Source organism: Acidobacteriota bacterium, from assembly GCA_016196035.1.
In the GTDB taxonomy this organism is placed as follows: domain Bacteria; phylum Acidobacteriota; class Blastocatellia; order RBC074; family RBC074; genus JACPYM01.
Genome location: JACPYM010000024.1, coordinates 90,264 through 109,860, shown reverse-complemented (window position 1 = coordinate 109,860; position 19,597 = coordinate 90,264). Strand labels below are relative to the sequence as shown.

At 54.8% G+C, this 19,597-nt stretch carries 26 protein-coding genes, 1 tRNA gene and 1 pseudogene; 18 read left to right on the top strand and 10 right to left on the bottom strand.

What is annotated here, in order from left to right:
* Nucleotides 1-53: 53 nt before the first annotated feature.
* Nucleotides 54-581: pseudogene (locus HY011_08790) on the bottom strand (site-specific integrase).
* Here HY011_08790 and HY011_08785 point away from each other — a divergent pair.
* From HY011_08785 to HY011_08760, 6 genes are all read left to right on the top strand, one after another.
* Nucleotides 530-805 carry a single-stranded DNA-binding protein gene (locus HY011_08785; protein MBI3423022.1) on the top strand — a complete coding sequence of 92 codons (276 nt, stop codon included), beginning with the start codon at nucleotides 530-532 and terminating at the stop codon, nucleotides 803-805. The pseudogene HY011_08790 and the gene HY011_08785 overlap by 52 nt on opposite strands.
* 454 nt (nucleotides 806-1,259) lie before the next feature.
* Nucleotides 1,260-1,529 (top strand): hypothetical protein, encoded by a 270-nt coding sequence (locus HY011_08780; GenBank protein ID MBI3423021.1) that lies wholly within the window; start codon nucleotides 1,260-1,262, stop codon nucleotides 1,527-1,529.
* A 394-nt stretch (nucleotides 1,530-1,923) separates the two neighbouring features.
* Entirely contained in the window at nucleotides 1,924-2,349 is a 426-nt protein-coding gene (locus HY011_08775; protein MBI3423020.1) for a hypothetical protein, read from the top strand.
* Nucleotides 2,350-2,363: 14 nt separating this feature from the next.
* Complete coding sequence (locus HY011_08770) at nucleotides 2,364-2,528, top strand: hypothetical protein (GenBank protein ID MBI3423019.1); 165 nt, start codon at nucleotides 2,364-2,366, stop codon at nucleotides 2,526-2,528.
* 18 nt (nucleotides 2,529-2,546) lie between these two features.
* Nucleotides 2,547-2,783: a hypothetical protein gene (locus HY011_08765; protein ID MBI3423018.1), complete on the top strand. Its 237-nt coding sequence runs from the start codon at nucleotides 2,547-2,549 to the stop codon at nucleotides 2,781-2,783.
* Nucleotides 2,774-3,019: a hypothetical protein gene (locus HY011_08760; protein MBI3423017.1), complete on the top strand. Its 246-nt coding sequence runs from the start codon at nucleotides 2,774-2,776 to the stop codon at nucleotides 3,017-3,019. The genes HY011_08765 and HY011_08760 overlap by 10 nt, the downstream gene beginning before the upstream one ends.
* A 423-nt stretch (nucleotides 3,020-3,442) precedes the next feature.
* Here the strand turns inward: HY011_08760 and HY011_08755 are convergent, their stop codons facing one another.
* The 6 genes from HY011_08755 to HY011_08730 form a co-directional block, all read right to left on the bottom strand.
* On the bottom strand, nucleotides 3,443-3,706 hold the full coding sequence (locus HY011_08755; protein ID MBI3423016.1) for a hypothetical protein: 264 nt from the start codon (nucleotides 3,704-3,706) through the stop codon (nucleotides 3,443-3,445).
* Between the two features lie 328 nt (nucleotides 3,707-4,034).
* Nucleotides 4,035-4,856, bottom strand: coding sequence for a hypothetical protein (locus tag HY011_08750; GenBank protein MBI3423015.1), 822 nt, complete (start codon nucleotides 4,854-4,856; stop codon nucleotides 4,035-4,037).
* 123 nt (nucleotides 4,857-4,979) lie between these two features.
* On the bottom strand, nucleotides 4,980-5,171 hold the full coding sequence (locus HY011_08745; GenBank protein MBI3423014.1) for a hypothetical protein: 192 nt from the start codon (nucleotides 5,169-5,171) through the stop codon (nucleotides 4,980-4,982).
* Nucleotides 5,172-5,196: 25 nt separating this feature from the next.
* Nucleotides 5,197-5,529, bottom strand: a complete 333-nt coding sequence (locus HY011_08740; protein ID MBI3423013.1) for a hypothetical protein — start codon at nucleotides 5,527-5,529, stop codon at nucleotides 5,197-5,199.
* 51 nt (nucleotides 5,530-5,580) lie between these two features.
* Nucleotides 5,581-5,880, bottom strand: a complete 300-nt coding sequence (locus HY011_08735; GenBank protein ID MBI3423012.1) for a helix-turn-helix domain-containing protein — start codon at nucleotides 5,878-5,880, stop codon at nucleotides 5,581-5,583.
* 79 nt (nucleotides 5,881-5,959) lie between these two features.
* Complete coding sequence (locus tag HY011_08730) at nucleotides 5,960-6,283, bottom strand: hypothetical protein (protein ID MBI3423011.1); 324 nt, start codon at nucleotides 6,281-6,283, stop codon at nucleotides 5,960-5,962.
* Between the two features lie 112 nt (nucleotides 6,284-6,395).
* On the opposite strand from HY011_08730, the gene HY011_08725 reads away from it, so the two are divergent.
* The 6 genes from HY011_08725 (at nucleotide 6,396) to HY011_08700 (ending at nucleotide 8,994) form a co-directional block, all read left to right on the top strand.
* Entirely contained in the window at nucleotides 6,396-6,710 is a 315-nt protein-coding gene (locus HY011_08725; protein MBI3423010.1) for a hypothetical protein, read from the top strand.
* A 5-nt stretch (nucleotides 6,711-6,715) separates the two neighbouring features.
* Nucleotides 6,716-6,997, top strand: a complete 282-nt coding sequence (locus tag HY011_08720) for a hypothetical protein (protein MBI3423009.1) — start codon at nucleotides 6,716-6,718, stop codon at nucleotides 6,995-6,997.
* On the top strand, nucleotides 6,997-7,305 hold the full coding sequence (locus HY011_08715) for a hypothetical protein (GenBank protein ID MBI3423008.1): 309 nt from the start codon (nucleotides 6,997-6,999) through the stop codon (nucleotides 7,303-7,305). The genes HY011_08720 and HY011_08715 overlap by 1 nt, the downstream gene beginning before the upstream one ends.
* A gap of 76 nt (nucleotides 7,306-7,381) precedes the next feature.
* A tRNA-Glu gene (locus tag HY011_08710) sits at nucleotides 7,382-7,506 on the top strand.
* Nucleotides 7,507-7,614: 108 nt separating this feature from the next.
* Nucleotides 7,615-8,166 (top strand): DUF1573 domain-containing protein, encoded by a 552-nt coding sequence (locus HY011_08705; protein ID MBI3423007.1) that lies wholly within the window; start codon nucleotides 7,615-7,617, stop codon nucleotides 8,164-8,166.
* Nucleotides 8,167-8,226: 60 nt separating this feature from the next.
* A complete protein-coding gene (locus HY011_08700; GenBank protein ID MBI3423006.1) occupies nucleotides 8,227-8,994 on the top strand; it encodes a hypothetical protein in 768 nt (255 codons plus the stop codon).
* A gap of 23 nt (nucleotides 8,995-9,017) precedes the next feature.
* On the opposite strand, the gene HY011_08695 is transcribed toward HY011_08700, so the two are convergent.
* The gene (locus HY011_08695; protein ID MBI3423005.1) at nucleotides 9,018-10,046 is read right to left on the bottom strand and encodes a radical SAM protein; all 1,029 of its coding nucleotides are present in this window, start codon (nucleotides 10,044-10,046) and stop codon (nucleotides 9,018-9,020) included.
* Between the two features lie 404 nt (nucleotides 10,047-10,450).
* Between HY011_08695 and HY011_08690 the strand changes: the two genes are divergently transcribed.
* The 5 genes from HY011_08690 to HY011_08670 all read left to right on the top strand — a co-directional run bounded on the left by HY011_08690 (nucleotide 10,451) and on the right by HY011_08670 (nucleotide 17,177).
* Nucleotides 10,451-10,960 (top strand): RNA polymerase sigma factor, encoded by a 510-nt coding sequence (locus HY011_08690; GenBank protein ID MBI3423004.1) that lies wholly within the window; start codon nucleotides 10,451-10,453, stop codon nucleotides 10,958-10,960.
* A gap of 51 nt (nucleotides 10,961-11,011) precedes the next feature.
* Nucleotides 11,012-11,674: a zf-HC2 domain-containing protein gene (locus HY011_08685; GenBank protein MBI3423003.1), complete on the top strand. Its 663-nt coding sequence runs from the start codon at nucleotides 11,012-11,014 to the stop codon at nucleotides 11,672-11,674.
* 570 nt (nucleotides 11,675-12,244) lie between these two features.
* Nucleotides 12,245-13,612, top strand: coding sequence for an O-antigen ligase family protein (locus HY011_08680; GenBank protein ID MBI3423002.1), 1,368 nt, complete (start codon nucleotides 12,245-12,247; stop codon nucleotides 13,610-13,612).
* A 268-nt stretch (nucleotides 13,613-13,880) separates the two neighbouring features.
* Nucleotides 13,881-14,066, top strand: coding sequence for a hypothetical protein (locus HY011_08675; GenBank protein ID MBI3423001.1), 186 nt, complete (start codon nucleotides 13,881-13,883; stop codon nucleotides 14,064-14,066).
* A gap of 120 nt (nucleotides 14,067-14,186) precedes the next feature.
* A complete protein-coding gene (locus tag HY011_08670; GenBank protein ID MBI3423000.1) occupies nucleotides 14,187-17,177 on the top strand; it encodes a CHAT domain-containing protein in 2,991 nt (996 codons plus the stop codon).
* 29 nt (nucleotides 17,178-17,206) lie between these two features.
* On the opposite strand, the gene HY011_08665 is transcribed toward HY011_08670, so the two are convergent.
* Nucleotides 17,207-18,145 (bottom strand): hypothetical protein, encoded by a 939-nt coding sequence (locus HY011_08665; GenBank protein MBI3422999.1) that lies wholly within the window; start codon nucleotides 18,143-18,145, stop codon nucleotides 17,207-17,209.
* A gap of 129 nt (nucleotides 18,146-18,274) precedes the next feature.
* Nucleotides 18,275-18,898, bottom strand: coding sequence for a sigma-70 family RNA polymerase sigma factor (locus tag HY011_08660; protein MBI3422998.1), 624 nt, complete (start codon nucleotides 18,896-18,898; stop codon nucleotides 18,275-18,277).
* A 297-nt stretch (nucleotides 18,899-19,195) separates the two neighbouring features.
* Here HY011_08660 and HY011_08655 point away from each other — a divergent pair, with 297 nt between their 5' ends.
* Complete coding sequence (locus tag HY011_08655; GenBank protein ID MBI3422997.1) at nucleotides 19,196-19,363, top strand: hypothetical protein; 168 nt, start codon at nucleotides 19,196-19,198, stop codon at nucleotides 19,361-19,363.
* The last annotated feature ends 234 nt before the right edge of the window (nucleotides 19,364-19,597 follow it).

Genomic DNA, 19,597 nt, shown 5'->3' with positions numbered 1-19,597 from the left:
CGTCCAGCTTGCCTACCGCCTCCGCCAAAAAGCCCGGGCTCAAGTGTTGGTAGCGAGCCGTCCTTGTGGCCGAGAAGCTGGGCAACCGTGTGAATGTCTGCACCGGACATCCGCAGCCAACTCGCGGCGGTGTGGCGCAGATCGTGGAAACGAAAATCTTCGATCTTCAGCTTTCCGCAAACCTTGCTAAACCCCGCCGTAACCCGGTCGGGTGTGATCTCGCTAAAGAGCTTGACTGTAGGGTTGGCTGCATCCCGGCAGGGCAGGGAAGTCACCACTGTCATGGCCAATTGATTCAAATACACAATGCGGCCCTCGCCGTTCTTCGTCTGAGGCAATAGGATGCGCTGATTCAACAAATCAAGATCGAGCCAGCGCAAGCCGACAATCTCGCCGCGACGCATCCCCGTACAGAAGGCGAGCGCCACGATGGGGCGCAACCAGGCGGAGCATTCTTCCCGCAGCGCCCGCAGCTCCGTAGGTTGCAGGTAGCGGATGCGGCCGGCAAGCGGAAATCGCGAACCAGTATTTGAGCAAAGGTAAGCAGGTTTACGTCGAAGGCCGCTTGCGCCAGGTCGAATACACCGACCGCGACGGCAACCGCCGGACGTCGTTGGAAGTCACGGCTTCAGATATTCAATTCCTGGGGACGAAGGGCGAAGGCGGAGACGAGAGCGACCAGCCGGAACCAGCAACACTGCAAAAGCAACCCGCCGGCGCGAACAAGGCGTTGGCCCGTGCGGCGCTGATGGCTCAAGCTCCGCTTAACGATTCACCCGTCAATGATGACGAGATTCCGTTCTAGTACTCCATCAAGCTGTAAGTGATGGATGCTGAGAGCGCATCCGGGATGTAGGGCGGGATTAAATCCCGCCCTACATCCCTCATTTTCAGCTTGATGGAGTACTAGGCGAGATACTTGTTATGGGAACACAGACACCTGAATCCGTAGCGACAACGGCACGAACAGCGCGTCACATCAAACGTGATGCACAACCGGCATCTGAGCAGATGAATGCGGCCGCGCGGTACCGCGCTTCCCTGTTGGATCTTCGGCGGCGTTTATTGGCTGATTTAACAGCCGTCGAATTGACGCTTGGTTTGGCCACCGAGCGCACGCGAAAGCTGCATCAGCCTTGCGACTGATGCAGTGAACAACTACATAAGGCTTCGGCTCTTACGAGAGTGTCGCGCCGACATTGCTGACCAGCTTGGATAGCCCCGCTGGCTTCGATGTCGGCGCTTTTCATTTGGAACTTATGAACGAAACACCAGACACGATGGCAGAGCATCTTTGCCCCACGCATTTGATTCGACTGACCCACCTGTTGGCAGGTGGCGCTGGGCATTGCAGCAAGTGCGGATTGTTCGTGCAGAGCTTGAATCATCCAATGCCGACGCTGTCACCGGAGCTGGTTGCCAAGCGCGAGGCAGGGCGGATCGAAGACGAAAAGACCAAGAAATTGAGGGTTGCCCAAAAGCGCAAAGAGAGGCGCCAGGCGGCCAAAGCCGCGAATCAGGCGGTATGAAAGACGAACATCTTGATTGACCTGCGCGGCCGCCAACTCACCAACGGCGAAGCGAGTGAACTGCGCGCCTTCGTCGAAGGCTTGCGGCCGAAAGCTTACCTAGTGATGTCGAACTGGCCGTGGATTGAGATGCGTGGCGTGGACGAAGCGACCGCCCGCCAGATCGTCGAGCGAGTCCGCGCGCTTGCGCCGAAGTACACCGTCACGGGGCTCGAACGAACGGCGACCAGTGCGAACGTTCGCACCCGACAGGCTTCGCAAAATTTGCAACCTGGTAAACAAAGGGCGGCCGCTGTGCTTCCCTTTCCGATTAACCGCTCTCGAACCGGGCCCGATGCTTCAGACCTGGTTTGCCAAAGTTCGATAAAGTTCGTACTGGACGTTGCCAATTGCTATGCGGTTCAAATTCACACCAACCCAACGCGCGGAACTCACTGCCGACTTGCGAGCATATCTGCAAAGCGGAGCGGGAACGGAAGCCACCTACGAAGCCGCACGCCGTTGCGTGGAAACGACGAAGGCAGGCACGCGCTGCAAAGGTTATGCAGTTTGGGATGCGCCCGAACAGAAATGCGCCAGCCATCTGCACACGAAACGGCGGACACAAGCTGAGCGCGGCACCGATCCGCCGGTCAAGAAACGCCGCGCCGCACCTACCTGCACTTGTTCCGCGTATAAGTTCATTCATCGTTTGGGCAAAGGCTATTGTCGCCATCCGGATCCACCGCTACGCATCCATCCGACACCGGCGGGCAAGCGCAAGCCTGGTAAGAAACGACGGCGCGCTTGGAATGAGCTGCGCGCCAAGCTGGGAAGTTGAAAGGATTGCAGATTATGGCAGAAAACGGCAGACAATCCGCCGCTTTGACAGCCCGGCAAGAACGCGGGCTGGCGGCGCTCTTGCGCGAATCCACCTTGCGCGATGCAGCCAAAGTCACCGGCATTGGTGAACGCACTTTGTTCGCCTGGTTGAATGAGCCGGTCTTTGCGGAGCGGTAGCGGGAAGCGCGCGGCAAGTTGCTCGAAAGCACGTTGACGGCGTTGCAGGCCGCCAGCGGCGAGGCGGTTAGCACGTTGCGTGACGTGATGGCTGACCCGAACGCGAACCACGGCGCAACGGTGAGTGCCGCGCGAACGGTGCTGGAATTCAGCCTGAAGGCGCGCGAAGTGCTGGAAGTCGAGGAACGGTTGCGCAAACTGGAAAGCCGACTGGCAACACAGGAAGACACACGAGGAAAAACAGCATGGCGTTAAACATCAAGGCGAGATTGAACCGAATCGAGCAGCAGGTCTGCCCTGCCGATCTGTCGAGCCTGAGCGATGCCGAGTTGCTTAAGCGATTAGGCCAGGCATTCACGCCAGCGGATTGGCAGCAAGCGCGAGCATTGGCCAGCAGGGTTAAAGATGTTCCTGCCTATGTGCCCGGGATGAATCTAACCAACCTGAGTGACGCTCAGTTGTGCGCGCTGTTTCTTGCGAGGGTTGCATGAGTACCAAAGCACGATTAGACAAACTGGAAAACCCGACGAAGGGCGCTTGGTGCCCACATCAACCAATGAGTGTCGTTTATGGGCCGGATGACAGCACTCCAACAAACACGCCCGTAAAAGATGCGCTGGAACCTGAGCCGTGTTGGTGTGGATTGCCTGTCGTAACACTGCGCGTCATCTACGGCGCTGAAAAAGCGGCGGCCTAACCCGGCACGGTGATGTGAGCAAGGCCAGCAACTGCGCACGCCTTCGTCTCGTCTCGGATTCTGACCCCTGCCCTGCCCGCGGTTGCCGCCGTCCTTGCACGATTGATCACAGGATGCACAACATAGGCAATGCAGCCACGGGCTTCTAAACGCAAAAAAGCCAGCAACCGAAGCCGCTGGCCTTTTCTTTACCCCGATACTGGATTGGTTTACGTTGCTATAGGCTCACCCCCTTCGCTAGTTTTTTCTCCTGAACCCAAGATGTGACCACCGTCTGACGCTCCGTTTCTGGAATCGCTTCCAGCTTACGGCTGGTCAGATGGCCTAAGTGACGACGTCGACGGCGCTTGTCTTCGTAATAAACAAAGCGGCAATCCCAGCCACAGCTTTTGGGTGACCACTCAATGTCGCTGCTGATCCGTGGCGGTTTGACCGTTGGGTCATTCATCATCTGGCGATTAACGGTTAATTCTTTGATCACTGCGCACCTCCCTTCTCTAATCGTTTTTGCTGAATCCAGGTGACCACGGCAGCACGGCGCTGTGTGGCCGGCAATGCTTCCCACTCTGCCAGGAGCTTCTTGCCTACGTAGCCCAGATAGGTACAGCCCTTGCGCCGCTGTGCTCCGGGCGGCACGTGCCAAGCTTCCCAACCGCCACTCCGGTTAGGTTCCCAGCGGATGCGCGGAAGTTCCGGTAAAAAACCTTCTGTTGGCGCTAAACGATGCTCCGGAGGCGGGTTCGGTTTAGACCTTCTGTTCTGCGCCGCTGATCTATGATCGTCGTGAGGCTCGATCACCGACCAGCCTGTCAGCGGCACCGTTCTTTTGGGCCGGACACCTCACCCAAATCATCCGGCCAAACCTCGCCACGTCTGGCGGCCGGACCGTCAATGTGGGCGAACTGTTCGCGCGCGATCGCGTCGAGTTGCGCGAGGGTGTTTTTGGCAAAGCTGTCTTTTTTCCACAGCAGCCCCCAGGCCAGACCGAAGGCATCGAAGAAACCGCGGACCTTCGCCGAGACGAGGACCATTGCGTTCCCGATGGCGGCCGCCTTGCGGGTCGTGATGATGTCTTGCCGGGCCGTCGCGGCTTTGAGCTCGAGCATGCGGTTTTCGACGACTGCATCGGCGTCACGAACGAGCGTCACACCGACCAAGGCGAGGGCAACGTGCACCGCGATAGACCAGCGATACCACCAGCCCAATTCACGCGGCAGGGGCGTGTTGACGATCCACGCGCAGAGCACGGCCGCGTTCAGGATCATCGTGGCTTGAATGGTGCGGCAGCAGAGCTGGGCATAGGTGCGCTGCTTGCCCGCCTTGTAGGTCGTGGTAAGGCCGTGGCGGAGGGTGAAAAAGAACTTCTCGACAAAGCCCATGATCAAGATGGCCAGCACGCCAGCAGCCAGCCAGCCGATGCGCTCTTTGTGGGCGAACGAATTGACGAAGCCGGTGGCCAGGGCAGAGACCGTCACCACGCAGAATTGAATGAGCTTCAGACTGGCATCATTGCGACGGTAGTCGTCGCTGGAGTTGATGCCTTCGTAGACGTTGGCCGCAGCCATCCTGGCGGCGTTGACGGGCGCGACACCGGGCAGGGGCGCGGTTGCTTTGGTGGCAGCTTCTTCCATCGGATCCTTTCAATGGGAAAGGCCGAAGCGGTAGGATGGCGTTGCAAGGCAGCATCTGCGCGCTTCGGCGTGTGGTGTTGTTGGGGCTTTTCAAGTGTTAGCGCACTTGAAAAGCCCTTTGCTTTACTCCTCAGGGGATTCAAGTATGTACATCACGATTTCGGCCATCCGCTTAGCCGCGACCGTAGAAACATCCGGATGCAAGATGTACTCGTTCAAGGCGTGCGCCAGGCGCTCCTGGACCGTTGCCAAAGGTTCAACCGTGCGGTTGCTGGCGCGTAAGGTGACGAAATCCTGATTGAGATCGTTGGGCATAGCTTCCTTCCTTTAGACTGCGCACCTAGACGGCGCGCCGGTTGAGAGAGCGTTCCAGTTCGAGCTGATCGAGCATCAGCCGCATTTCCACATAGAAACGACGCCACACCCGCGCGTCGAACCAATCCAACCCTTGCACCAATTCACTGATGTGCGTATCCAGCGCGGTTGTGAGACAGGGCGAAATCTCGCCATCCGTCGAAACTTCCAAGCGGCCAGGAAAAGGGCGGTCAGCGTGCAACTCACCCAGCGTGATGAAGGCTTCGGCCAGGCGCTCGTAATCAGGGCGACGGGCCTCGATCTCTGGCGCAAAGTACGTTGCAGGCGTCTGCGGTGCTGTCTTTCGCGTTTCTTTCATAGTGAAGAGTCCTTTCGTATTGAAAAGTGGTTAAGTGAAAACCTAGATAAATCAGTTGTCTCTCTCAAGCCACATCAATAAATCGGAGCCTGGAAAATAGGGCGTGGCTCCTTTGTAGTGAATCTTCAAATCGTTGCTCTTTACGGCACGGGCCAAGGTGTCCCGCGACATCTGGCAAGCCTTAGCCGCTTCGACGTAGCGATAGACTTTTGTCGGCACGATCTCGCGCGGGTCGCGTGGTCTGATTTCGATCTCGCCCAAGCGCTGCACAATCTCAGCGTCTACGTAGTTGCGAAGCGCTTCTGACAGCGCGTCCGCTAGATTGTTTTTCGATTCGTTCAGCTTATTCACGTTTGCCCCAAGAAATCGGCGAGCGGCGCGGCGCTCGCCTCAAGAATGAACCCGCCCGCGCGCGGGAGTGGACACAGCCTTAAAACTCTCTGCGCCAATCCCAACGCTGCTTGCGAGCCACACCGCGCGGCTGGCCGCGAAAAACATCCGTTCCCCATTGCATCTTGGGCGCTGGTGGCGCTGGCTCTTCGTCGCGCGCCTTCCAGCCCATTGCGGTTTGTTCGCCACTCGCGGACCAACCCATCGGCGCAGGATCCACAACGCGCTTGCCTTCGGCTTCCGTTACACCGAGGGCTTCGGTGTAACGTTGCATCAGGTGGCGCGCGACTTTGTGTTTGCAGGTCGTGCGCGCTTCGTACGTGTGAGCGTCGTCAATCACGTAAAGCTTCTTGGAATTAGTCAAGAAAATAATAAAGCCCCTTTAGAAATATCTTGTCTTTCGACTCGTTCTTGCCTGTAGTTACTAAAGGGGCTAGATTTACCCTGCTATGGCTACAAAAAAGGAATCGCCGCGAATGATTGCTCCGAAGGAATATGCAGAAAACTCAGGGGTGAAGTATCAAACAGTTATGCTCTGGCTGAGACAAGGTCTTATCCCGAATGCAGAAAAGCATCCGCTGCCAACAGGAGGGCACTATTACCTTATTCCGGCTGATGCGCCGAAGCCTGTTACACAGCGAGGGCCGAAGCCAAAGGGTGTGGCAGAAGGCGAGACGGCAGAGCAGCCGGAGCCCAATGGGGCAACCAAGCTTGGTGCAAAGAAGGCGGCATCGAAGCCGAAGGCGGCAGCGACAGGGAAGGGCGTGGCTAAGACCAAAAAAGGAAGGTAGGAAGGATGCAGACACAAAAGCTCGCACTGAAGCGCAAAACCAAGCTCTCGCATCCACCTGTCGAAGTAGTGATTCATCACATTCCTTGGGAGCAAATTGGACCAGTACAGCGCGTGGCTTTGGTTGATCTGGCGCAAATTCTTTTCCGGCCCTTACCCGATGAGCAAGAGGGACAGGTTGAAAACGAAGCCGCCACGTCACGCTGTGAAGACGGGTTGATAGACGCGCTTGTAGCAGAGACGAAGCCAGCGGCAAAGAAGCGCACTATTAAAAAGGCAGGAAACTAATGAGCAACGAACACGACGACACGAAAGACTTAACCGAAAAACTCTCTGAACGCGAATTATTGCTGATGATCGTGCGCAGGCTGGGCACGTTGGAGACACGGTTTGATGGTCTTGAGGCGCGTTTTGAGGGCTGCGATACCAACCCCTTGCTGCCGCCGAATTTCGTGGAGACATTCCAAACCTTGGCTAGCGATGTACACGATATGCGGAACGATCTGCGCGTGATGTGTGAGGACATAGACCGCGAACGGCGTAACCGCGTCGAGATTGCCCAACGGCTCGACACACTCGAAAGGCGGGCCGCATGAAAGGCGGTAACGCTATGGTAACGAACGAGCACACAAAGAGGCACCAAAGCATGCCAATCAAGACTAATGTGATTTATGCGCGTTTGACTGAAAAGACGGGCTTCATACCAATGGATACGCCTTGCGCTCAAACCGTACAAAATGCTAGTTTTGCCCTCTCAAGGCGGAGAGCACGGGTTCGAGTCCCGTACGCGCTATCCAATGGCAACCCTGAAGCGGTCACCGCTGATTGGTGGCCGTTTTTGTTTGCTGCTACGTCTCGATTCGCCGGTCTTGCCCTGAACCTATTTCCTGAAGGAGTAACTTCCAATGAAAATATCAGCTATTTTGCTCATCCTCGTGTTAGGGCTAAGCGCCGCATCATTCGGGCAAACCGTCGAGCCGCAGAAGGCGGACACGAAAAACGCGCCGAAGCTGACCATTAAAGAATTGCAGCATAATTTGGGCGACATCAAAAAAGGAACGCTCGCCGAATATGGCTTCACATTCAAAAATGAAGGCAATGCGGAGTTGGTCATCAGCAATGTCCAACCCGGCTGCGGCTGCACGACGAGTGATTTCACCAAAAGCGTGCTGCCCGGCAAAGAAGGGAAAGTTACGCTGGCGGTGCATACGGATGGGTTCATGGGCGCGATTACCAAATCAGCGCAGGTCTTTACCAATGACCCTGGGAGTTCGCAATTTGTCTTGGCCCTGAGCATGAACGTGATCGAGCCACCCACGGATGGGCCGAAATTGGTGATAGCCAAAACGCAGCATGATTTCGGCGAATTGAAAAAAGGCGTGCTGGCGCAATATGACTTCAAATTCAAAAATGAAGGCACGGCGGAACTGACAATCAATAGCGTGGCGCCAAGCTGAGGGTGTACGGCGAGCGAATTTACGCGCGCCGTGCCTCCTGGTCAGGAGGGCAAAATCTCGTTGTCAGTTCACACCGAAAGTTATCAAGGCGCAATCACCAAAACCGCTGAGGTGTTTACCAACGATCCGGCCCGTCCGCAATTTACGCTACAGATGAGCATGGTCATCGTTGTGCCGGACGGGTTGCCCAATGGCAAGCGCATCGGCTCTATCGTCGTCAGCCCGGTGGATCGCTGGAGCGCACAGGCGCCAACCGGTTTTCCGGTAAGCGGCCTGTTCAGTCTTTATCAAGATAGCCCGCAGCCGCTGAAAATCACCAAGCTTGAAGCGGGTGGCGACACCTTCAACGTTACGCTCAATACGTTGGAAGAGGGCAAGCGCTTTGCCGTCAATTTTGTCGGGAAAGAAGGGCTGCCGCTTGGGGTTTATCACCAAACCATCAAGCTGACGACGGATAGCAAAGAAACACCGGAACTGGCGTTTGATTTGGATTTACGCGTGGTGCCGCCGGTGAATGTCAACCCTGGCAAACTGGCGTTTGAGAATATCCCGGTGTCGTTGGCTGATTATGACATTAGCGGGCTGAGCAAGTTCACCTGGGTGACCGTGACGCGCAGTGGCGGCTTGGAGATCAAAAACATGACTTCCGACCTGCCGTTTCTCAAAGTCAAAGTCGAGTCGGTGGATAACAACAAACAAACCTACCTGTTGCGCATTGGCTTTAGCGAAAAACCGCCTGTCGGCAAGCATGCCGGGACGATCAAGATCGAAACGAATAACAAAGACATTCCTTTGATTGAGGTCCCCGTGACCGTCAGCGCGCAATAGTTTTTTTTCAGGTAAAGGGCGATTTAAGCCGCGCCCTTTACCTGTCCGATCTGCACCAGCATGGGCTGTTCGCTGGTTTTTCTGAACCGATCAATGCAGGCCAGACAGGGGTAATGTAACTTCTCTTCGTATTGCCCGCTCTTCGCCATGTCCAGCCGCTCCCGCTGTACGCGCGTCACCAAATCCATCAGTTTACTTAGGGCGGCGGACAAACTCTCTTTTTTGAGATCGCCGATGACATCTTCGCCATCACCGTCATCATCGCGGTAATTGGACAGTTGGCAGCAGAGTGTTAAACGCCCGCGATAATCCACATTCAAATCATCCAGCATCAACGGCGCACAGCGCGGCAGGTAGTAATCCGTGTAAAAGCCCACGGCCATCGAAATCTCATGCCGGAATTCGGTGATTACGCGAGCTACGTCGCGCTCGACGGCGCGCCATTCGCTGAGCGGCAAAATTAGGTCGGCGCCCATGTTGTGTTCGGTCGGCATCTGGTGGCCGAAGACCTGATATTTGACCTTGAGGTGTGCGCCGAGCAGGGCCAATTGGTCAATCTCGTGGCGATTGGCTTTATTGACGGTCGTGATGATGTTGGCTTGAATGCCGGCGGCCTGGCACATGGCGATGGCGGTGACGACTTCGCGGTAAGAGCCTTTGCCGCGAATGCCGTCGTGCGTGGCCTCGGTCGCGCCATCCAGGCTGAAGGTGATGCCATTCAGCTTGGAACGGCGCAACGGCGTGTTGACGGTCTTGAAGGTCTTCTGAAAATTGCGGGCGTTGGTCAGGAAGTGGTAGGTGAAAGCGTGGTCAGCGATCATGTCCAAGGCCTCGCCGAAACGCGGATGCATGGGCGGTTCGCCGCCGGTGATGGCGATATGACGGTAGCCGAGCGCTTTGCCTTCGATTAGGATTTTTTCAAGGGTGTCGAGTGGGAAGAAGAGGGCACTCTTGTCGCCTGTGCCGCGCTCATCTCCACGATAGATGCTGCGGAAGCAGTGGGTGCAATCCAGATTGCAGACGTTGTTTAGCTCAATTCCGATGCGCGGCATAGTTTTGTTGTGGAAAACGGTTTCGCAGGGGCGGTGAATGTGTGATTGCCAGCGGATTCTACCCTGTCCGAAGCCCCGTTTACCAACCGGAAATAGGTGTCGGGCACGTGGTTGCGGCTTTTCAATCCTCTAGGCTATGATGGCGCACCTTTGAAGCAGTAGTACGCAAACAGCAGGATTAAAAATCTTAAGGCAAGAGCAACCCACATTTGAAAGCGCGGCATCACAGGCGGCAGTGACACACAAAAGTTCTTTAAGTTGTACCGCGACAGTGTGTCACGAGAACTTCCTCTCTGCCCAATGATGCCCGTTCCCAGCAGGAGCAGGCAACGAGCGTGATAGCGAATACAAGCAAACAGGTCACATCGGATTACGATTTGGCTCAAGCTTCGTCGCAAGGAGATATGGCGGCGTTCGAGACGTTGTACGAACGCCATCATAGGCGCGTCTACAGCCTCTGTCTGCGGATGGTTGCGAACTCAACCGAAGCGGAGGATCTGGCGCAGGAAGTCTTCATTCAACTCTTCCGCAAGCTCGGCAGCTTTCGTGGCGAATCGGCATTCACCACTTGGTTGCATCGCCTGACTGTCAATCATGTGCTGATGCACTTCCGCAAGAAGGGCGTCAAACTCGAAAAGACGACCGAAGAAGGCGAAATCGGCGAGATTCAAGATTTAATTCAAGGCGTGGGTGAACGCCCCCGTTTTGTAGATCGAATCGCGCTGGACAAAGCAATTTCGGAATTGCCGCCGGGTTATCGCACCGTCTTCGTTTTGCACGATGTGGAGGGCTTCGAGCACGAAGAGATTGGCAAGATGCTGGGCGTGAGTACTGGAACCTCGAAATCGCAACTGCACAAAGCAAGGATGCGGCTGCGCGAGTTTCTCAACAAAAAAAAGCTGAACGGCCAATGACCGTTTAGCCAACCTCACAAATTCAAGGGTAAGTCAGAGAGGAAAAGTAGTATGGAATGCCGTAACGTAGTTGATTCGTTGTCTGAATACCTCGACGGATTTCTCTCGGATAACGAAGCGGGCCGCATCGAAGGCCACCTCAATTCTTGTACCCCCTGTAAAACGGTTCGACTTGAGTTAGACCAATTGCGCACCGCCGCGCGCGAGTTGCCGTTGCACACGCCACCCCGCGCTTTGTGGACGCGCATCAGCAACGAAATCGAAGCAGAGTTGGCCGCCAAAAAGACGCTGACCACCAACGCGCTGCCCAAGCCCGGGTTGCTGGAACGGCTGAGAGCCAAGAGCTTTACTTTTACACTGCCGCAACTGGCCGGCGCCGGAGCGTTAGCGTTGGCGCTGGCCGCGTTTAGCTCGGTCAGCTTTTACCGGCAATACAACTCGGTCCTGACGATGCGCGGGATGCAAACAGCGCTGTTTGCGGAAGAGTCGCAACTCAAGCTCGAGCTGGATCGCAAAATGGTTGCCGTCCAGGCGCGCATGAGCAATTGGAATCCGCAACGCCGGGCTGATTTCGAGCAGAAGTTGAGCCGGATCGAAGATTCCTTGCAGAATTGCCGCCAGGCCTTAAAGGCCAATCCAAACGATCAAGCGCATCAATTGATGATGCGCAATCTCTATCAAGAAAAAAAGCAACTGCTGGAAGGCGTTGAGTAACTTGCGTGATCGCTCATGCTGGTAACTCAGCAGGTTTCCAACTCATTGCAAAGCGCCGCAACGCTGTGCCTGTTGGCAACTCCCTCCTTAAGCCAACAGGCCAGCTTGCAAGTTCTCGACAAACTTCAGCCGGCAACTTGCGCCGCCGTCGAACCCTCAGTCAGGCGAGATCGCGTTCACGTCACACCCCGGACAAAAGCAGTTGCTTGGCATTTGCCCTCTAGGCCTTGAGCCGTGCCTGGGTTGACCGGATAATGTAGGCGGCTGTTGACACAGCGTCACGAGCTAATCTTTTGATCCTCCCCAAAGTGAAACACGACCAAACCAATGACACTTCACCCTGCCGTGACCCCCAGCGCATCATCCCCACTAGCAGGGGGAAATAAGGCGGGGCATTGGTTCGGAAAGCTAGACGACTTGGCCGTGATACAGGCGACTCGACCGGCGCCGCGGTGGGCCAATCGTCTCGTATTATTTGGTCTCTTCCTTTTTGCCCTCGCCGTTCCGCACTCAATTTTTGCGGCGAACCTGGGCCTCAATCTGAGCCTGCTCGCCTGGATCATCCGGGACTTGGCGCTGCACAAGTTACATTTTCGCCGCACGCTGTTTGATTGGCCTTTGCTTTGGTTTGCCGGGCTGACCGTACTTTCGGCAATCTTTTCGGTGGAACCAGCCGTGAGCCTGCACAAGCTGAAATCCTTATTGCTTTTCGGCGTGCTTTACCTGCTGGCCACCAATCTACAGCCTGCGGCGGCGCGCTGGCTGTTAGGCATACTGCTTTGTTCAAGTCTGGCGGGCGCGGGATTCAGTCTGTTTGAAAAAGTCTATGGGCGCGGCATGGTCATCGCTTCCATTGCTGCCGATAGCCCCTTGCAAGTCCAAATGCCAGGCGCGCAGGTCTTGCCCGGCGATGTCATTTGGATGATTGCCAAACGTCGTGTTTCCTCGGTGGCTGAGGCCGCACAGATCATTCGCGGTCGTCAGGTGGGGGAGCAACTAGAAGTTGAAACGCTACACGCGGGTGATCCCTTGCCGGTTAAGCTGATCGTCACGCAAGCCTTGAAACAAAGCGAGAACCCGCTCGGCATTACAACTGCTGGCCGCACGCGACAGTTTAGGGTGTCCGGTTTTACGCGCCAATTTCTGACCTATGCCGAACAAATGCAGATGCTGGCCCTGCTTTGTTATGGCTTGTTATTGAGCGTCTTGCTCAGCGGCCAAAGGCGGCGCAGGCCAGCGCAGACGTGGCTGTGGGGTATGCTCTTTTTGGTTTTTTCGCTGACGCTGGCCATGACTGCTTCGCGGGCCGTCATTATGACGTTTCTAGTGGCTCTGTTGCTGGTTTCACTGGCTGTGGGAGGCAGGCGCATCCGGGTTGCGGCGTTGGTTTTCATCGTATTGCTGGGAGGGCTATCAGTTTATGTTATCTTGACCGCCCGGCAAACCGGCGCCCTCAGTTTCAGGGATGACAGTTCTCTGCGGCGCTTAAACTACATGCGTGCCGGGCTGAAGTTGATTCCGCGCCATCCTTGGTTGGGCGTGGGGCAGGACGCGCATAAGTTACACTGGCGGGAATGGGGTTTCCCGGGCGATTACGTAACGCATACTCATTCGACGCCAATTCAGATTGCGCTGGATCGTGGGATTCCCGCTTTGCTGTGTTTCATTTGGCTGCTGGCGACTATCTTGCGTTCCGCCTGGCGCGGTTATTACCAACAGCGCAGCCAGCCTCTTGCCGCCAACACCGCTTGGTCGGCTGGCTTGTCACTCGGCACCTTTGGCGCCGCGCTTGGGTTTTCACTTAGTGCGCTGGCCAACTACAACTTTGGCGACTCTGAAGTTTTGCTGCTCTTGCTCCTCTTGATGGGGATGCAACTGATCAGTGCGCCACGTGTGCAGCACAAGGCGTCTCTGCCAACTGCCAAAACAAGCTCGTGATTTTTACCTGTCAGGACTGCCAAACTGAACAATCCAACAAAAAACCGCTCTCTCTTGCTGTTGTGTTAAGGCCCCACACCTGAAACAACATTCGCAAGCGTTCTGACAGAGCAGTCACCGTCAGAATCCCATCTCACAATCAGAAATCCTGTTTGGCGCTGAGTCGAACTCAGTGCGGATAAGATTTTCCCTCTAGTGAAAGGAGCGGCCAAAATGCGTGAGCAGGAAGAAATCCTGAAATCCATGTCTGCCGTAGCTGGTGTTGGTTATGGATTCCAAACTACAATCACGCCCCAAAATTCGGGTGATTCGGGCGAAGGGGGCGATCCACCACCTCCAGGTGACGGTTCCGGTGAAGGCGGTGATCCGCCGCCACCGGGTGATGGTTCTGGTGAAGGCGGTGATCCGCCGCCACCCGGCAATCCATAAAACAGTTGACTCGGGTTCCCCCTAACTGACGGGCCGGGTCGGCAGGCAAGGCTCGGATGTTATGACTAGACAAGCGCGGCTTTCATTGTGCGCAATCCGCGGATGTTTCGATGGAAGCATTGTACTGAGCAGGGCAGCAGCGGTTGTGGCTGCCCTGGTTTTATTGATTACTTTCCGCCCCTCTTCCAGCGCTGCGCTGCGGCACTCCGCCGCGCAACTCTCAACTGAAAAACAGTATCAAGCGGTTCTCTTACAGATGCAGCGGCAGGCTTACCCCGCAGCCTTCGCGGAGTGCCAACGGCTGCTTGAAATAGCTCCCGCCATGGAGTCCGCCTATTTGCGGTATGCCGAGCTGGCAATTGAAACGGGCCGCATAGAAGAAGCCGCGCAATTTATACAGCGGCTTCCCAACCAATCACCGACACAACAAGCGCTGAAACATTATGGCCTCGCCGCAGTTTATTTCCCGCGGCAGTTTCCCAACGACGCCAGTTACCGCCGAGCGGTTGAGCACTGCTTACAAAGTCTCTCGTTCAAGCAAGATTTCTTTCGGCCTTATCCACTTTTAGTTGAAGCCCAAATTGCCCTTCACCAAGAAGAGTCGTTGCAGAAATATCTGACCGCAGCGCTAGATTTGCTGCTGCCAGCAAAGGCTGCCGCGCATTATGGTCTGGGGTACTTTTATAAAGTAAAAGGTCAGTATGCCGAAAGCGTGGAGCAGTTGAATGAAGCGTTTATACTTGCCCCAAATTTCCTTGAAGCATTGCACGAAAAAGGCGCGGTGTTGTTGCTAGATAGAAGCAACAATAATAATCAGATCGCGCTCAAACTCGGGACGCAACTTTTGCAAACAGCACAAGCCGAAGCCAACCTTGAATACCAAATTAAGGGGCTAAAAATAATTGGCTATGCGCATAATCAATCAAACCAGCCTCGGGAAGCTGTGCAAACGTATCGCGAGGGATTGCGCATCGCTGAACTCACGGGAGAATTGTTTTTACAAGATTATCTGCTCGCGGTTTTATGTAACACCCATACCGCGAGTGAAGACTATGCCAACAGTATTGCGGCTTGCCGTCGCGGGTTGTTGCTCACCTCATCAAAAGTTACGGAATACAACTTGGGTAATCTGGGGCTTGTTTACCGACGTTTGGGCGACACCCCAAGCGGCAAAAATTACTATTCCAAAGCGCTGGAGTTGGCGAGGCGGAAAAACAATGTGGCCCAGCAAATGCGCATGCTCACCAATTTGGGTGAGGTCGAAGCTGAACTCAAACATTTTGATGATTCACAGAAATTGCTGAACGAGGCTCTGAAATTGGCAGTCCAACAAAATGACTTGCAACGCAAAAGCGCGGCACTAGCCAGTTTGGGCAGGCTTTATGACGAAAGTGGTGATTACGCAAACGCCTTGGCGAGCCAACTAGCGGCCAAGCAGCTTGCCGAAGGGATGGATGACAAAGAGCAGGTCGCCCGTTCGCTCAATTCGCTGGGCTTGGTGTATGCCAAGCAAGGCAATTGGAAAGCCGCTTTGCAAGTGCACGCGCAGGCTGCGCAAATTGGCAGGCAAAACAATTACGTGCGCGCCGTTTGGTTAGCGCAGCGCGGGATGGCTGCCAGTTATCGCCAACTCGGGCAGTTTGAGCAGGCCGAACAACAATATCGGCGCGCCATTGAAGTGCAGGAAACCACGCGCAGCAAACTGCGGGAAGACAGCGATAAGGTCGGTTTCTGGCAGGATAAGGTCAAACTTTATAAAGACCTGATTTCTCTCTTGTTGCCGCCTGCACGAGCAAATCAGATGGCGAGCAAGCGTACAGTTTTACCGGTGAATGCGGCGCTCAACGCCAAGCTGTTTCAATTGGCTGAGCAGTGGCGTGCCCGCGCGTTTTTAGACCTGCTGGTTGAATCCAGTTTGAGGTCTACGGCGGGGAATTTGGATGACGCGCTACACCGTCCGCTTGGGTTGGCCGAAACGCAACAGTTGCTCGATGAACAGACCGTGGTGCTTGCCTATTCGCTCGACCAAAAGTCCTCGCTGCTGTTTGGCATCAGCCACAATAGTTCCGCCGTCTATCAACTCGACGGGGAAGCCGACCTGAACGCATGCCTCACCAAATTGCTCAACGCGCTGGTGGATAAAACACAGGTTTCGCCCGACGACTATCGGCAAGAAGCCAGCGCTCTATACGATAAACTGCTGGCGCCCGCGCGTGCCTTACTCATAGGCAAGAAGCACTTGATCATTGTGTCTGATGGGTTGTTACAACGCTTGCCCTTCGAGGTCTTGTTGAGAGCGCCAGTCAGGAAAGGGGCCGCGGCTGATCCGGCGGACTGGCCGTATCTAATTAAGGACTTCTCGATCAGCTATGCGCCCTCGGTCAGCATTTGGGCGCAACTTCATCACCGAGTGGCGCATTACACCAAAGCGCCAAAAGCGTTCATTGCATTTGGCAACCCGCTTTATCCGCCAGAAACGCAAGGTTCGTTCGCTTCTTTATTGGGTGGGGCCACGCTCAGCCCTTTGAGGTATAGCCAAGGCGAAGTAGAACGAATCGGGGCGCTCTTTGGCAAAGACAACCCGGCGACTCTTTATCTGGGCGCACAAGCCAACGAAGCTGCTGTCAAAAGCGCCGGGGTATTGAATCAATATCGCTTTGTGCACTTTTCGCTGCACGCCAATGTCAACGAAGCGAACCCCAGGTTTTCCGGTTTGTTACTTTCACCCTCGTTGAATAGCGGGACGACGCCCAATGGCTTGAGTCAGGAAGACGGCATTTTGACTGCCGCTGAAATTATGAATTTACGGCTGAATGCAGAGTTGGTTTCACTCTCGGCCTGTGAAACCGGCCTGGGCAAACAGATCAACGGCGAAGGGCTAATGGGGATGATGCGCGCGTTTATCTATGCGGGGACGCCTGCGGTTGCGGTGAGTCTGTGGAAAGTGGATGAGCGGGCCACGGCCGAATTGATGGTGCATTTTTATGAGTACTTGTTGCGGGGAAAAAAGCTCAAGGATGGAAGGCGCATCAGCCTCAATAAAGCCGAAGCTTTACAAGCCGCCCAACTCGACGCGATCAAGGCAGGCAATGCACCGTATTATTGGGCGCCCTTTGTGCTGGCTGGACATCCTTAACATAAACACGTTTAGGGAGTTTTGCCAGTTTAGGGAGTTTTGAATGATAGGTTCACCGCCAGGGTCGTCTGCGGCGTCAGGTCTTGGCGCTGGCCTCCTTTACCTGTCACGCGCAACTGATACTCTCCATCTGTCAGCTCGGCTTGCTGGAAAATTGCTTCAATCAGGTTGCCCTTTGCGAGCTTGCCAGTAACGGCTTGCCTGACGGTTCCTGCCGCGTCCAATAACTCAACTTGATACGCAGGGAATTCGCGGGGTTCATATCTGACCAGTCTAAAGCGCAATTGCTGGGCGCTGGCGGGAACTTGAATTACCTTTGCCGCGCTGACCTCCGCCGCGCTCTTTTCGCCAGAAGAAAGCATGAGTTGGGCTACCTCATAAATTGCCGGGGCGGTCTTATCGTCCACTTTTGCCGACGGTTTGGTTGTTGTCCGCAGTTTTGGGTTCGTGGCCTGAGAATTGGCAGATTCTTGTTGGCTTAGGGGCGGAGTTGGCTGGTTGATAGGTGAGTTAGAAAGGGCGTCCGGAGTTTTCACTGTGGCTGTCCCGAAGAAAGTGGCGGTTTGCCGACTACGCCAAAACGTCACCGCTGTGGCGGTCAGTAACAGGAAGAAAACAGCGGCTAGTGGTAAGACCCAGCGACGGCTTGTTGCGGCGGCGGCCCTCGCCAGCGGGCGTGGCGCTGTCGCAGCCATGACCTGCGGTTCGGCCTGCTGCACGAACTGTTTCAACTGGCTCCAACTCTCCTGGATTTGCGCTTCGCTCACAAACGCTTCAGCGGCCCGCCGTGGTTGGCAAAAATCATTGGCATCCTGATAAAGCTCTTGGCATTGCCAGCAATCAAGCAGATGTTGTTGCAGCCGAGTGTTTTGCGCAGGTGTTAGTCCTTGTCGTAAGAAAGTCAGCACTTCTGCCTCGCTGAGATGCTGCTCAGCTTTATCATTATCAAACTGGCTGATGGTACTCATAAAATTCCTATCCGCTGTGCCTTGGTACGCTAGTCATTAGGTTAGAACCTTGACGATCTGGTACATTGTTTTTTGCCGGCTATTGCGCGTGGGTGAGGAGTAGCTCCAAGTTAAGCCTATAAGTTAAGCTTATAAATTTAACTCGCCGAAATACTTTCCTAACCGTTTTCGCAAACGCTCGCGAGCTTGGAAAAGCTGCGATTTAACCGTGTTGATGGAGATGTCCAAACGTTGGGCGATTTCATGATATTCCAGACCCTGAACCCGCAACTCGGTCACGCGCCGCATTTGCTCTGGCAATTGCTCCAAGGCCTCGCGAACTTGCTGCAATGACTCTTTTTCAATCAACAACTCGTGCGGGTTGGGGCCTGAAGCATTGAGTCTTGCCAAGGGGGAAGCTTTCTCTTCAGACTCAGCAGTGCTGATATTTTCAAACGGGACGGTATGACCTTTACGCTTTGATGTCTGTTGCCGCTCATAAGCGTGAGAAAGCTCGCGTCGGGCGATCTGAAAAAGCCAGCTTTCAAATTGCTCATCCTGCCGCAAGCTCTTCAAATTCTTAAAGACCGAAAAAAACGTATTTTGGGTGAGATCTTTTGCGTCCTCGGCTGAAATTTTTTTTCGGATAAAAAAAAGGTAGAGCTGTGAGTAATAACGCCGATGGAGTTTTTCATAATTCTCCACGACGTCTACTTCCTGCTTTAACGCTTGAATAATGACAGTTAAATCCGGAGCCAGGTTCACGGGATGCAATTATAAACACCCGCTGCATTCGTGGCTACCGGCAGGCTTCTGGTGGGAAACAAAAAAATATTTTCGCTTCCCCTAAACATTCTTCTCCGATTCCGGTCTTTAGCCTATGTAATTCAGTGCTCACCAGATGAGCCGTACTTATATCCAGTTATTCGCTTATCGCTTCAGCCATTGGGTGATGGCGCAGGCAGCAAGTCCCGACAATAGTTTTGGACCTAACGTCTCGCTTTTTGATTGGTAGGGCTATTCAATTTGGGTTTGGTCGCAAAGCCAAGCTTAAGGAGATAGCCCTTCCAATTGGAACCGCTTTCACAGGTTGAAGTTGATTTGGGCAAGAAATTAGGGGTGGACTCAACAGCCGCAAAAAAAGGAGTCCTAGCCATTATCGGTCAGCCCTGCTACAGCCTGTCTACTCAGCAATCGCTGACCGAAACTGGCGCAATCGGCCTTGCCGATGCGCATTGAGCGTCGTAGTGCAATGGGCGTGTTTGCAGATGCGCCGTTGTTTTACGACGCTTTTTCTTTGTCTGTGGCGTGACGCTTTCTTTCAGTCCATTCCCGAATGCCGGAACTTGCAGTAGACTAACTACACTTGCATGGTTAGCCTTCGCAAGCTCAATTTCTGAAAATCAAAAACATCAATTTCCTGTATAGTTGACGGGCCGGTGAGAAGCTTGCGCGTCTTCCCGGCAGGTAACC